The 13,023-nt window shown below is 69.1% G+C and carries 12 protein-coding genes; 4 read left to right on the top strand and 8 right to left on the bottom strand.

The annotated features are described in order from the left end of the window. Positions 1-10: 10 nt before the first annotated feature. The 3 genes from BBK82_RS42305 to BBK82_RS42295 are packed head-to-tail and all read left to right on the top strand — an operon-like array spanning position 11 to position 1,670. Positions 11-742: a hypothetical protein gene (locus BBK82_RS42305; RefSeq protein ID WP_065919939.1), complete on the top strand. Its 732-nt coding sequence runs from the start codon at positions 11-13 to the stop codon at positions 740-742. A 38-nt stretch (positions 743-780) separates the two neighbouring features. Next, the gene (locus BBK82_RS42300; protein ID WP_065919938.1) at positions 781-1,419 is read left to right on the top strand and encodes a TNT domain-containing protein; all 639 of its coding nucleotides are present in this window, start codon (positions 781-783) and stop codon (positions 1,417-1,419) included. Beyond that, complete coding sequence (locus BBK82_RS42295; protein ID WP_218920511.1) at positions 1,416-1,670, top strand: hypothetical protein; 255 nt, start codon at positions 1,416-1,418, stop codon at positions 1,668-1,670. Before BBK82_RS42300 ends, BBK82_RS42295 begins: the two co-directional genes overlap by 4 nt. A 13-nt stretch (positions 1,671-1,683) precedes the next feature. On the opposite strand, the gene BBK82_RS51165 is transcribed toward BBK82_RS42295, so the two are convergent. The 8 genes from BBK82_RS51165 to BBK82_RS42260 all read right to left on the bottom strand — a co-directional run bounded on the left by BBK82_RS51165 (position 1,684) and on the right by BBK82_RS42260 (position 10,454). Next, positions 1,684-2,466 carry an IS630 family transposase gene (locus BBK82_RS51165; protein ID WP_218920510.1) on the bottom strand — a complete coding sequence of 261 codons (783 nt, stop codon included), beginning with the start codon at positions 2,464-2,466 and terminating at the stop codon, positions 1,684-1,686. After that, the gene (locus BBK82_RS53315) at positions 2,355-2,825 is read right to left on the bottom strand and encodes a helix-turn-helix domain-containing protein (protein WP_218920509.1); all 471 of its coding nucleotides are present in this window, start codon (positions 2,823-2,825) and stop codon (positions 2,355-2,357) included. Before BBK82_RS53315 ends, BBK82_RS51165 begins: the two co-directional genes overlap by 112 nt. A gap of 235 nt (positions 2,826-3,060) precedes the next feature. Continuing rightward, positions 3,061-4,296, bottom strand: coding sequence for a family 43 glycosylhydrolase (locus tag BBK82_RS42280; protein ID WP_237047880.1), 1,236 nt, complete (start codon positions 4,294-4,296; stop codon positions 3,061-3,063). Continuing rightward, positions 4,257-4,511 carry an RICIN domain-containing protein gene (locus tag BBK82_RS55255; protein ID WP_237047879.1) on the bottom strand — a complete coding sequence of 85 codons (255 nt, stop codon included), beginning with the start codon at positions 4,509-4,511 and terminating at the stop codon, positions 4,257-4,259. Before BBK82_RS55255 ends, BBK82_RS42280 begins: the two co-directional genes overlap by 40 nt. Before the next feature lie 10 nt (positions 4,512-4,521). Continuing rightward, positions 4,522-5,475, bottom strand: coding sequence for an arabinan endo-1,5-alpha-L-arabinosidase (locus tag BBK82_RS42275; protein WP_065919935.1), 954 nt, complete (start codon positions 5,473-5,475; stop codon positions 4,522-4,524). A gap of 4 nt (positions 5,476-5,479) precedes the next feature. Further along, on the bottom strand, positions 5,480-6,898 hold the full coding sequence (locus BBK82_RS42270) for a family 43 glycosylhydrolase (protein ID WP_083268573.1): 1,419 nt from the start codon (positions 6,896-6,898) through the stop codon (positions 5,480-5,482). A gap of 11 nt (positions 6,899-6,909) precedes the next feature. After that, positions 6,910-8,229 (bottom strand): glycoside hydrolase family 43 protein, encoded by a 1,320-nt coding sequence (locus tag BBK82_RS42265; RefSeq protein WP_065919933.1) that lies wholly within the window; start codon positions 8,227-8,229, stop codon positions 6,910-6,912. Then, the gene (locus tag BBK82_RS42260; protein WP_065919932.1) at positions 8,226-10,454 is read right to left on the bottom strand and encodes a rhamnogalacturonan lyase; all 2,229 of its coding nucleotides are present in this window, start codon (positions 10,452-10,454) and stop codon (positions 8,226-8,228) included. Before BBK82_RS42260 ends, BBK82_RS42265 begins: the two co-directional genes overlap by 4 nt. A 231-nt stretch (positions 10,455-10,685) precedes the next feature. Here BBK82_RS42260 and BBK82_RS42255 point away from each other — a divergent pair, with 231 nt between their 5' ends. After that, on the top strand, positions 10,686-12,935 hold the full coding sequence (locus tag BBK82_RS42255) for a cellulase family glycosylhydrolase (RefSeq protein WP_065919931.1): 2,250 nt from the start codon (positions 10,686-10,688) through the stop codon (positions 12,933-12,935). Positions 12,936-13,023 lie beyond the last annotated feature (88 nt).

Below are 13,023 nucleotides of genomic sequence, written 5' to 3'. Positions count from 1 at the left end.
GGACCGGCTCATGACGACGTCCCACGACGAGGAGACACCGGACATCCACGGCTTCGTGCTGATGGGTGAGCAGGTCGTGCACGGCGGTCACCTGGCGATGTTCACCATGGCCGCCCACCGCTACCAGGTGGTCGCGACGTTCGGGTTCGGCGCCGAGGCCAAGAAGACCTACGTCGAGGCCAGGAAGGCGGCGCGGACGGCGACGTTCGTCGTCGTCAACCAGGAGAAGCTGCTGCTGCCGAAGATGCTGGCCGACCGGAGGTTCACCGGCACGATCCTCAAGGTGGTCGGCAACGACCTCCACAACGCCGTGCCGATCGTGTCGGACACCCCGGTCGAGATCACCTCCGTGCTGTACGACCGGCAGTTCCAGGACAGCGGCGACTACCCGCCCAAGCCCTCGTACCTGCTGTTCGGCGACGGTTCGCAGGCACACGCCACGCACTACATGACCAAGAAACCCGACTACCAGCTGCTGGTCGCGGTGAGCGTGAGCGACTCGGAACTCACCGCCGCGGAACTCGCGGCCGGCGTGCTCGTGGAACTCCAGGACGTGACGGAGAACCACACCCCCGCGACAACGCCGATCCCGCCGGACACGGTCGTGCACGCGCTCAGTCCGCAGGGCAAGAAGGTCACCTTGACGGTCACCCACACCCACTGGTTCGACACCAGGGAGCTGAACGGCCCGACCAACTACTCCGCAAGTCTCCTCGTAGCTCTGGAGACGGCCGCCGTATGACCCGTGACCGCCGCGGTGCTGTCACGAAAGGAAGACCCATGATTCTGCGAAAACACGTGCTCTCGCTCCTCGTCCTGGTCTCGACGATGCTCGGCCTGGCCGCCGCTCCGGTGGCGCACGCGACGCCGTCGGCACCGACCGCGGAGGTCGTCTGCGAGAAACCCTTCCACCTGGGCGACGAACGGTTCGGGCCGAAGGACCTGCCGTCGCCGTCCCACGTGGCAGGCAAGTTGCTGATCGGGTACAAGCGGTTCGGCGAGAAGGCGAGCCCTCAGGCGTTCGTCACGGAGTACTGGAAGGGCAAGGGCTGGAAGTACCCGGAGAACGACGGCTTCATCGGCAGACCGACCACCGAGGTGCTCGCGCCGGGCAAGCTCCTCGACCGTTTCGGTGGCCAGTCCGGCAGGTTCCTGTCGCCGGTGGGCACGCCGTTCGCCCAGCGTTCGCTGCCGCCGCAGAGCCTGAACACCTGCGAGTACGAGCAGGGCGTCCGGATGCCGTACGGCTATTACCGGTACAAGGTCGAGAAGCAGTTCGAGGTGCTCGGCGGGCCTGCGGCGAAGTGGTTCGGGCAGACCGGCGGTGGCAGGCAGTACAAGGTCACGTCGCCGAACCCGCCGGAGCGCCGCAACGTTGCCTGGCTGGTCGAGAACGGCTACCTCAGCGTCGTCAGGTGAGCGAGTCTCCTGCGGACCGGATGACACTGGTCGAGGCGCTGGACCGCGCGGGCGTTCCGAGGGCGATGTACGAGATCGAGGGGGTGCGCGAGTTCGGTGCCGTGCTGCCGACGGACTTCTACTTCCTGCGCGTTCGCGGCGGCCGGTGGCAGGTCGGCGTGTACGAGCGCGGTGAGTACGACCCGGTGGAGGAGTACGACACCGAGGGCGAGGCGACTGCCGCGTTCCACCGGCGGCTGATGGCCACCTAGTAGACCGTCGCTTCTAACCTTTGGGGTAGAGGTGGCGGAGTCGGGTGCGGGCGTCGTGAGTGGTGAACTGCCAGTCGACGCCGCGCTGGTTGGTGTTGGTGGCGTGTTGCCAGGCGGCGAGTTCGGTGTTGAGGGTGTCGAGGTCGCTGATGCGGCGGTCGAGGCACTGGCGGCTGAGTGCGGAGAGTTCGATCTCGGCGATGTTGAGCCAGGACCCGTGTTTGGGGGTGTGGTGGATTTCCAGGCGCTGGGCCAGGGCGAAGGCCTCGGCGGGCGGGAAGGCGTCGTAGAGCGAGGCGATGGTGTGGGTGTTGAGGTTGTCCATGACCAGCACCACGGTCCCGGCGTCGGGGTAGTCGACGGTCAGGAGTTGTTTGACCTGCCCGGCCCAGTCGAGTTTGGTCCGCTGGGCCAGGGCGTGGACACGCCGCCAGCCGCGCAGGGGGTCGGTGAACACGAAGATCGAGCAGGTGCCGCACCGGATGTATTCACTGTCCTGGCGGGCATCGCGGCCCGGCCGGGCCGGCAGCGGGTCGCGGACCTCGCCGAGGAACTGGAAGGGTTTCTCGTCCATGCACACGACCGGGCGGGCGGGATCGTACGGGCGGGCGTAGACGGCGAGGACGTCTTCCATGCGGGCGGCGAACTCGGCGTTGGCGCGTGGCGGGATGTTCCAGCACTTCCTCAGATGAGGACGCAGTTGCGTTTTTTCAATACCCGGCCGATGGTCGAGTGGTCCAGGTTCGGGATGTCCTCGGTGAGCTCGACATGCTTTTCCAGCAGCCGCAACGACCACCGGGCATGCCCGGCCGGCGGTGCCGAGCACGCCAGCGCGATCAGCCGGGCCTCGACCTCCCCGGTCACCGGCGACGGCACCGGCGGAAGAGCACGCTTCTTACGTCCGATCGTGGCAAGAACATCACCGCCGGTCTCGGCGAACCGCCTGGCGACCAGCCGCAGCATCTCACCCGAGACCCCGAGCCGGGTCGCGATCACTTCCTTCGGATCGGGTTCGCCCACCGAGGTGTCCAGCGCGAGCAGCACCCGCGCCCGCCTGATCGCCGACGCCGCACGCACACCCGTGGTGGTCAGCCGGATCAGCTCTTCACGATCCCGTGCCGACAACGTCACCGGCCGCTTCAACTGGGAGGCCATGACAACAGCCTCCCAGCCAAAACGCCGTAAGTAAGCAGCGACACACTACTAGTGCGGTGACCACGAACCTCTGCCGCGTTTCCCGGCGGTCAGACGGGCACCTCGTGGGGCCGGCCCCACGAGGTGCCCTGCTGAGCGTCGGGAAACACGGTGAAGATCGTGGTCACCGCACTAGCGGCGGGACCAGCGGTCCGGGAGGACACCGGTGACGGTGTCCTGCCGGACCGCTGCGGTCTCATCCTGTCTCGCCCGACGGTGCCGGGAGCTGGACGCCGAGCCGGACCGGGGTGCCGAAGTTCGGGGTGCCGTCGGCGTTCCAGGTGAACTTCTGCGCGCGGGTGGACCGGTTCATGTCGCACCCGCCCGCCGCGCTGTCGTTGCCGTGGTAGACGATCCAGTCCTCGGTGCCGTCGGGCGACTTGAAGAACCCGTTGTGGGCCGGGGCGAACACGCCGTTGTCGTCGTTGCGCTGGAACACCGGGTTCGGTGACTTCGTCCAGTGCGCGCGGTTGAGCGGGTCGGAGCCGGTGAGGGTGAGCAGGCCGAGCTTGTAGTCGGGGCCCCAGCAGGCGCTGGCCGAGTACACGATCATGGTGCGGCCACCCCTGTACAACGGTTCGGCGCCCTCGTTGACCGGCGCGGTCTGCCGTTCCCAGGCCAGCGTGGGCTGGGCGATCGTGCGGCGGGCTCCGCTGATCGTGTACGGGTTGGCCAGCGGGGTGATGGTGAGGCTCTGGGTGCCGTCCATCGCGCTGCCCATCAGGTACAGCTTCCCGTTGTGCTGCAGGATGCTCGGGTCGAGCTCCCAGGTGTTGCCCAGGTCGGCCTTGAACGTGTACGGACCCATCGGGTCGGTGCCGGCGCTCTCCAGCACGTGCAGGCGCTGGGTGGGGTTGTAGTCCGGCACGTTCTGCCCGGCCACGTAGTACAGGTACCAGCGGCCGTTCAGGAGGTGGAACTCCGGTGCCCACATGTTGCAGCACCCGTTGGGCCGGCCGGTCAGGTTGAACACCACCGTGTCGGCGGCGCTCGACAAGCCCGCGAGCGTGCGAGACCGGCGCATGGTGATCGTCGAGTTCCACGTCGTGGTGGCCAGGTAGTAGTAGCCGTTGTGGTGCTGCAGCCACGGGTCGGGGCCGTTGCGCTTGATCGGGTTGGTGAAGTTGCCCGGTGCGCTCATCCTCACCAGCTGCCACTGCTGGTTCGTGCCGCCGGTGTCGGGCCACTGGATGAGCTGCGCGGCGTTGGCGGTCGAGAAGTCCAGCACGTCCACGGCCTTGCCGCTCGCGCGGTTGACCAGCCGGACGTGCCCGTCCGGTGAGTCGGCGAGGCGGAACTGCTGGCCGGTGCGGTTGGCGTCGGTCGTTTGCACGAGACCGGTGCGGTCGGCGGTGGCAGGGAAGTCCAGGACCTTGCCGCTGTGCCGGGACTTCAGCCGGTACCAGCCGCTGCGGAGTCGACGAACTGCCACAGCTGCCAGGCGCCGTCGTTGCGGGTGAACTGCGAGATCCGGGTGCCGTCCGCGGTGGCCAGGTCGTAGACGTCCAGCGCCTTGCCGCTGTTGCGGTTGACGAGCGCGTACGAGGCGTTGGTGTCCACGACCGCGGCCGATGCCACCGGCGCGGCAACGGTCGTGCCGCCCAGCAGGGCGACCAGGACGGCAGAGGTGCGCCATCGGCTGATCATCAGTTCCTCCTCAGCGCAGGTACGGCCAGCCGGCCGAGTCGTAGGCCAGCAGGTTGACGCCGAGCCGCGACGCGCCGGTGCCGGTGTAGTAGTGGTAGACGAGCAGGTCACCGTCGACATCGGTGAGCACGTCCTGGTGCCCGGTCCCGTGGACGCTGCCCTGACCGGCCAGGACCTCCGTGCCGCCGCCGGAGGTCAGAGCGGTGCCGTCGCGGGCGACGTACGGGCCGGTGACGCTGGCGGAGCGGCCGACCATCACCCGGTACGTGCTCGCCGCGCCCCGGCAGCACAGGTCGAACGAGACGAACAGGTAGTAGTAGGACCCGCGTTTCACGATGTTCGGCGCCTCGATCGCACCGCCGTTGCGGCCCGCGATGGAGCGGATCGCCGAGTCGGACCGCAGGCCGGTCGACGGGGTGAGCGCGACCATCTTGATGCCCGACCAGAACGAGCCGAAGCTCAGCCACCAGCGGCCCTGGTCGTCGACGACGAGGTCGGGGTCGATGGCGTTGAAGTTGTCCGACGTCCGCGACTCGACGACCAGGCCGCGGTGGGTCCACGTGCCGGAGTTCCCGCTGGGACTGGTGGCCAGGAAGATCGCCGACCGGTTCGAGCCGAACGTCGAAGCCGAGTAGTACAGCCAGTACAGTCCGTTTCGATAGGACAGATCAGGCGCCCAGAGGTTGTTGCCGCCGTTGGTGTAAGGCGCGGTCCACGACGCTCCGCCGGGGAACGCCGACCCGGCCGAGCGGAACGCAACGCGGTCGGTGGAGGTCCGCAACGCGATGTTGGTGCCGGTGTGCGCGACGAGGTAGCTCCCGTCGGCGCGTCTGACCGCGCTCGGGTCGTGCACGCCGACGTCACCGGTGGCGTGACCCGGCAGGGGATGGGCCTGGGCGTGCGGTGCGGCCAGTACGGTGGTGGTCAGGACCACCGCCGCGACCAACGCGGTTCTCCTCACCATGGCGTCACTCCAATGTGAACGTCGCGTCCGCTCGTCCCTGCGCGTCGGTGACCGCCTGCAGGAAGAGCAGTCCACCGTTGTTCCGGACGTAGGTGCCGGGGAAGTTGAGCGACTCGAACGACACCGCCGAGCTCGCGGCGAGTCCCGCGCGCTGGGTGAAGCTGGCGTCGTTGCGGAAGAGGGTGCTGCTGTCCGTGCGCTCGACCCACAGCTCGTTGTTGCGGTGCCGCAGGTAGTAGCCGGGGAAGTTGGTCGACTCCAGCGACACCGTGCCGGAGCCCGCCAGGCCCGTGATCACCTTGAACTGCGAGTCGGCGAGCGGGGACACGTCGGTGTCCAGCCGGGCCCGGTACTCCCAGTGCCGCACGAAGCTGGTGGCGTTGTAGGCCTTCAGCCGGACCGGGGTGGGGCCGTCCGGCACCGGGATGCCGAAGTCGGGGGTGCCGTCGGACCGGTAGTAGACCTTCTGCACGCGGGTGCGGCGGTTCGGGTCGTTGAGCGGGTCGCCGCTGATGTCGCGGTAGTTGCGGTCGTGGTAGACCAGCACGTCGCTGGCGCCGTCGGTGGTGAACGAGTTGTGGCCGGGCCCGTACTGGCCGGTCGCGGTGTTGCTCGCGAACACCGGGTCGGGGCTCTTGGTCCACGACGCCGGGTTGAGCAGGTCCGCCGCCGCGGACGCGGTCAGCATGCCCAGGCAGTAGTTCGCGTCGGTGGCGCTGGCCGAGTAGGTGAGGAAGACCTTCCCGTTGCGCTGCAACACCGCCGGCCCTTCGGCGACCTTGAACCCGCGGGTCTCCCAGGCGAGCGTCGGCACGGTCAGCCTGGTCACGGTGCCGGTGATCGTCCACGGGTTCGCGCCCATCCGGGCGAGGTAGACGTTGGAGTTGGTGGCGATGCCCGGTTCCTGCTGAGCCCAGGTCAGGTAGCGCACGCCGTTGTGCACGAACGTGGAGGCGTCGAGCGAGAAGGTGTCCCACGGCGTGGTGATGCGGCCGCGTTCGGTCCAGGAGCCGGTCACCGGGTTGGCGCTGGAGCTCTCCAGCACGTACATCCGGATGCGCCAGACGTCGTCGCTGCGGCCCGCGGCGAAGTAGACGTACCACTTCCCGTTGATGAAGTGGATCTCCGGTGCCCAGATGTGGGCGGCCATCTCACCGCTGGTGTGCTTGCGCCAGATCACCGTCTCCTGGGCCGTGGCCAGGCCCTGGATCGTGGCCGCCCGGCGCAGGACGATCCGGTCGTACTCGGGAACGGTCGCGGTGAGGTAGTAGAAGCCGTCGGTGTGCCGGAAGATGTGCGGGTCGGCTCGGCGTTCCGCGATCGGGTTGGTGTAGCGCACCGCGGGAGCCGCACTCGCCACGGGCGTCCCGGCCACGCAGGTGATGACGGCGAGCAGCAGCGCGAGCAGGCGGGCTGTCCTCATCGACTGTCCTTTCAGGCCAGTGGCGCGGTGACGGTGAACGACGCGTCACCGGCGAACGCGGAGTCGGAGGTGCGCCAGTCGACGCGCAGTTCGTGGCCGAAGTGGCGCAGGTACCGGCCGGGGTGCGAGTAGGACTCGAACGACGTGCCGCCGGCCAGACCGGCGCGCCCGCAGAAGGTGGCGTCCCTGGCGAACACCGCGTCACCGGTGTTGGCGTCGAGCCGGACGCGGAAGTCGTAGTGCCGCAGGTAGCGCTCGGGGAAGTTGACCGAGCGCAACGAGTAGCAGCTCGCGTTCGCCAGGCCCGCCACGACCGTGAACGTCGCGTCCTGGCGGACGGAGAGCGAGCTGGACGGGCTCACCTGGTCGACGTGGCCGAGGTTGTCGCGGTGCCGCACGTACCGGTCGGGGAGGTTGACCGAGCGCAGCGACCGGTTGCCGGTGGGCACCGCGGTGCCGTCACCGGAGTCCTCCCGCAGCACGGTGAAGTGCCGCGCGGTGCCGGAGAGCCCCGCCATCTCGGTCTTGGCGCCGAAGCTGGTGAGGTTCGCGCTGTCGGCGTAGAAGTAGCGCCGCTGGCCGTACTGGTCGAAGTAGATCCGCCACCGGCCGTCGGGCAGCTTCACGAGCGCGGGCCCTTCCAGCCCGGATCCCCAGCCCGCCCAGTTGCCGGTGCCGACGAACGTCCACGGGCCGTTCAGCGACGTGGCGGTGGCGTGCTCGATGTACTTCGTCGTCTCGTTCTTGAGGAAGTTGTGGTAGGTGCCGCCGACCTTGACCAGGAAGCTGTCGATGTAGTTGGCCGGGATGCCGAGCGCGACCGGGCTGGTCCACGCGGACAGGGCGGCGTTCGTCGCGGTGATCCGGTACGGCCGGAACTGGCCCGCGGTGCCCGTCGTGGACGCGGAGAAGACGACGTGGACGCTGCCGTCGGAGTCCTTGAACCACTCCGGTGCCCACGTGCTGCCCGTGGTGCCGTTGAGTCCTACCCGGACATTGCGCAGGAACGTCCAGTTCACGTAGTCCGCGCTGCGGGCGAAACCGATCGTGTCGCCCGTCCAGTTCGTCGTGTAGACGATGTAGTAGTAGCCGTCCGTGTGCCGGATGACGCTGGGATCGCGGATCAGACCCGACGGCGGTGTGTAGGCGTTCGCGCGGACCTGGGTGAAGGTGGTGGCGTTCGGCGAGTCGTAGACGTACATGTTCGACTCGCTGCTGTTGGTGAACGCGGTCATCAGGTAGTGCGGCACGGGGCCGGCGGCGGACGCGGTGGGTGTGGCGGCAGCTGTTCCGGCGAGGAACGCGGCCGTGACGAGCAGGGCCCTGATCATGAACCGGCCTTCCGCAGCAGGGGAACGCGTGACCAGTCGGTGTCTGACGCCAGGTAGAAGCTCGGGTAGGACGGCTGGTTGTAGGTGGTCTGCTGGCGGGCGACCTCGACGCGGTACTGGCGGTCGTGCATCAGCGCGTACATCTTGTGCTTCGTCGGTTCGGTGCTGATGTAGAAGCGCAACGCCGTGCTGTCCTGGGTGCGCACGACGAGTTCTTCGCGCCAGTCACCGAACACGTCGGCCACGAGCGACGGGTTGCCCTTGGTGCCGTTGTTGGTGCGCGTTCCGGTGGCGGTGAGCAGGGTGCCGCGGCGCCAGTCGTCGATGGTCGGGGTGGCGTCCTGGGTGCCGTTGACGATCTGCGTGGTCAGGTCGCCCGCCCAGCGGATGCTCATGTTCGTTCCGGGCGACCGGTTCTCCAGTCGGCGGCCGTCCGCGCTCCAGATGCCGGCGGAGTCCGAACCGTTCGGCATGGACGCCCACGTCTCCAGGCCGAGGACGTCCGGGCGCACGTCACCGACCATGCCGCGGCCGGTGTCGACGCCGGAGTAGGCGCCGTAGATCGTCTGACCGGTCCTGGCGTCGCGCAACGTGTAGCCGTACGGGGCGGAGCGTGCGCCCTCGTGAACCATGTAGGTCTCCAGGCCGGGGCGGTTCGGGTCGATGTCGGTGACGTGCAGGGCGTCACCGTGCCCGACCCGGACCGCTGCTCCGGGGTCGGCGCTGCCCGGTGGCAGCACGCCGGTGGAGCTGTAGGCGAGCGACCCGTCGTCGTCGAGGGTCGCGCCGCCGTAGACGATCTCCTGCCTGCCGTCGGCGTCCACGTCGGCGACGCTCAGCGAGTGCGCGCCCTGCGTGGTGAGCGTGGCGTGGCTGGGATTGCTTCCGTCGCGGCCGTGCGGGGTGTCGCGGAACGGGTTCGTCATCGGCACCCAGCCGCTGTCGGCGAGCCAGCGCTTCGTGAGCCGCCGGCCGTTCCAGTCGTAGGCCGCGACCGTGGACCGGGTGTAGTAGCCACGTGCGAAGATCGCGGACGGGCGCTCGCCGTCGAGGTGGGCGACGCCGGACAGGAACCGGTCGACGCGGTTGCCCGGTTCGATGCGGGACATCGCGTAGTCGCCCCACATCAGGCCGTCGTCGGTGCGGCCGGGCTCGTAGCGGACCGTCTGCAGCTCCCGTCCGGTGGCACCGTCGAACACGGTCAGGTACTCGGGGCCGTCGATGATGAAGCCGGCGAACTGGCGCAGCCTGTTGTTGGCGCTGCGGGAGGGCGCGTAGACGTCCATGAAGTGGTCGACCAGCGCGGACGCGTCCTGCTCGGTCAACGGGTAGGCGTAGCGGGGTTCGAGGCCGAACGCCTGCTCCAGCGTGGCGGGCCAGCGACCGGCGACGACCTCGGGGTGCCGGTGCCAGCCGCGGAACACCTCGACGAGGTGCTGCCGGTAGCCCTCCGGGCTGAGCCGGTGGTCGTCGGCGTGGGAGTAGCCGGCGCGGACGTCCTCGCGCGGCATCGTGACGTGCCGCCCACGCCCGTCCCTGGTGCCCGGCGCGGTCTTCGTCATCAGCTCGGCGCGGCCGTCGCGGTCGAAGTCGTGGACGAGGAACTGGGTGTAGTGCGCGCCCGCCCGGATGTTCACGCCGAGGTCGATGCGGTGCAGCAGCGTGCCGTCGAGGCGGTAGGTGTCGAGATAGACCGGGCCGGTGTAGCCGACCTGCGAGACGTCCTTGGAGTTGCTCGGGTCCCACTTGACGACGTACTCGTACTGCCCGTCGCCGTCCACGTCGCCGACGCTGACGTCGTTGGCGGAGTACGTGTAGCTCTCGCCCGCCGGGGTCACGCCGTCCGCGGGCTTGCGCAACGGCAGGTCGTGCTGCGGCGCCGCCCACGCGGTGACGGGCTTGCTGCGCCCGAGCGGGAGGTTGTGGCGGACGGGCGCGACCTGGTAGCGGGCGCCGGGTGGTGCCGCGGGGTCGACGTAGGTGGTGCTGTCGGTGACGGTCGCGATGCGCTTCCCGTTGCGGTAGACGGCGAAGTCCGGTCCGGCCAGTCCTGTCGCCGTGGCTCCGGTGGCCTCGTGGCCGAGCAGGCGCCAGCTCAGGTGGACACCGGCGGGCGTGGTGGCGGCGACGAGTCCGCGGTGCCGGCCTGGTGCGTGAGCGGCAGCGGGCAGCTGGCCGGCGAGGACGGCGATGACCACCAGCGGAACGCATCGGCGCAGGTTCACGGCGGCCAGGATGACCCGGTCCGGTCGACTCGCGCAAGAGTGAAATGCGTTGTGCGGCAATGCGGAAAGCGTTTTCCGGCCATGACCGTCGATTCGGGTCCGGCGTTCGACGGAGCAGGTGTCGAACGAGTCGAAACAGACGTCGATCCGCGCGAACCGCGGTTACAGTCCCGTTCCGGGAGCGCTCCCAGACGTGATGTTTCCCCCCTCGAACATCCTCAGGAGGTCGTTGTGACCTGCAGATTCCTCCGAGCGGTGGTGGCGGGCCTGGTGCTGCTGGCCTGCACGGTCATCGCTCCGGCCCCGGCACTCGCCGCTCCCGCGCGGATCATGGCACTCGGTGACTCCATCACGGGCTCACCGGGCTGCTGGCGCGCGTTGCTCTGGAAACACCTGCAGGACACCGGGCACACCGACGTCGACTTCGTCGGCTCGCTGCCTGCCCAGGGCTGCGGGTTCGCCCACGACGGCGAGAACGAGGGCCACGGAGGCATCCTCACCACGAACATCGTGCGGGACAACCTGCTCCCCGGCTGGCTGTCGTCGGCACGCCCGGACGTCGTGCTGATGCACCTCGGCACGAACGACGTGTGGAACAACATCCCGGCGCAGACGATCCTCAACGCCTACACCACCCTGCTCGGCCAGATGCGGGCGAGCAACCCGGCGATCAAGCTGGTCGTCGCCCAGATCATCCCGATGAACCCGGCCAGCTGCCCGGCCTGCGCCCAGCGCGTGGCCGACCTGAACGCCGCCATCCCCGGCTGGGCGCGGGCGAACAGCACGGCGGCCTCCCCGATCACGGTCGTCGACCAGTGGACCGGCTTCAACACCGCGACGGACACCACCGACGGCGTCCACCCGAACAGCACCACCGGCATCCAGAAGATCGAGGCCCGCTGGTACCCGGCCGTGGTGACGGCACTGGGCGCACCCCCGGCCGCGACGGGCCTGCACGTCGAGGGCACGCGGGTCGTCGAGGGCAACGGCACCCCGTTCGTGATGCGCGGCATCAACCACGCCCACGTCTGGTACCAGAACCAGACCAGGGCCTTCGCCGACATGAAGTCCTTCGGCACCAACACGGTCCGCGTCGTGCTCGGCAGCGGCCAGCGCTGGGGCCCGACGCCTGCCTCCGAGGTGTCGTCCGTCATCGCGCTGTGCAAGCAGAACAGGATGATCTGCGTGCTGGAGGTGCACGACACCACCGGCTACGGCGAGCAGAGCGGCGCGGCCAGCCTGGACCAGGCGGCGACCTACTGGATCGGTGTCGCGGACGCGTTGAAGGGCCAGGAGGACTACGTCGTCATCAACCTCGGCAACGAGCCGTTCGGCAACAACGCCGAGGTCAGCGCCACCTGGGCGAGCGCGACGAGCAGCGCGATCAGCCGGTTGCGCGGCGCCGGCCTGCAGCACCTGCTGATGGCCGACGCACCCATGTGGGGCCAGGACTGGCAGAACATCATGCGGAACAACGCGGCCACGGTCTTCAACGCCGACCCGCTGCGCAACACGGTGTTCTCCATCCACATGTACGGCGTCTACGACACCGCCGCCGAGATCAACGCCTACTTCGACGCGTTCCAGACCGCCGGCCTCCCGCTCGTGGTGGGCGAGTTCGGCCACAACCACAGCGACGGCGACCCAGACGAGGACACGATCATGGCGCAGGCCCAGGCCCGCGGCATCGGCTACCTCGGCTGGTCGTGGAGCGGCAACAGCAGCGACGTCGCCTACCTGGACATGACCAACTCCTTCGACCCGACCAGCCTCACGCCGTGGGGTGAGCGTTTCCTCAACGGCGCCAACGGCATCCGGCAGACGTCGAAGGAGGCGACGGTGTTCGGCGGTGGCGACACCGTGCCACCGTCCACTCCAGGCACGCCGGTCGCCTCGGCCGTGACGTCCAGCGGCTTGTCCCTGAACTGGACCGCATCTGCCGACGATGTCGGTGTCACCGGTTATGACGTGTTCCGGGCTCTCGGCGGCGGAACCTTCGCTCTGGTCGGTTCCCCTGCTGCGAACACCTTCAGCGACACCGGTCTCGCAGCCTCGACCACGTACCGGTACCGGGTGCGGGCGCGGGACGCGGCCGGGAACGTTTCCGCCGACTCCGCGATCGTGTCCGTGACGACCGGTGCGGGCGGCGGCACGGGAGCCTGCAAGGTCGCGTACTCGGCGTCGAACTGGGGCGGCGGCAACGGGTTCACCGCGGGCGTGACCATCACCAACACGGGCACCAGCGCCGTCGACGGCTGGACGCTGGCGTTCAGCTACGCGAACGGGCAGAAGGTCACGCTGCCGGGCTGGGGTGCGACGTTCGCGCAGACCGGGGCGGCGGTCACGGCGACCAACCTGAGCTGGAACCGGTCGCTGGCGCCGAACGGGTCGACGAGCATCGGGTTCAACGGGACGTACAGCGGGGCGAACCCGGCGCCGACGTCGTTCTCGCTCAACGGGAGCACCTGCACGACCGGGTGATGCGTCACGGGCGGGGTCCGCACGTCGGTGCGGACCCCGCCGCCCTGACCGCGTCCAGAGCCGCACCCCAGGGGTACGAGTCCATCAC

The sequence above is a fragment of the Lentzea guizhouensis genome (assembly GCF_001701025.1).
GTDB classification, from domain to species: Bacteria; Actinomycetota; Actinomycetes; order Mycobacteriales; family Pseudonocardiaceae; genus Lentzea; species Lentzea guizhouensis.
This window is presented reverse-complemented; position numbering and strand designations above follow the sequence as displayed.

Coding starts and splice junctions, on each gene's coding strand:
- BBK82_RS42305 (WP_065919939.1), top strand. CDS start 11: ATGACGACGTCCCACGACGAGGAGACACCGGACATCCACGGCTTCGTG.
- BBK82_RS42300 (WP_065919938.1), top strand. CDS start 781: ATGATTCTGCGAAAACACGTGCTCTCGCTCCTCGTCCTGGTCTCGACG.
- BBK82_RS53315 (WP_218920509.1), bottom strand. CDS start 2,825: ATGGCCTCCCAGTTGAAGCGGCCGGTGACGTTGTCGGCACGGGATCGT.
- BBK82_RS55255 (WP_237047879.1), bottom strand. CDS start 4,511: ATGATCAGCCGATGGCGCACCTCTGCCGTCCTGGTCGCCCTGCTGGGC.
- BBK82_RS42275 (WP_065919935.1), bottom strand. CDS start 5,475: ATGGTGAGGAGAACCGCGTTGGTCGCGGCGGTGGTCCTGACCACCACC.
- BBK82_RS42270 (WP_083268573.1), bottom strand. CDS start 6,898: ATGAGGACAGCCCGCCTGCTCGCGCTGCTGCTCGCCGTCATCACCTGC.
- BBK82_RS42265 (WP_065919933.1), bottom strand. CDS start 8,229: ATGATCAGGGCCCTGCTCGTCACGGCCGCGTTCCTCGCCGGAACAGCT.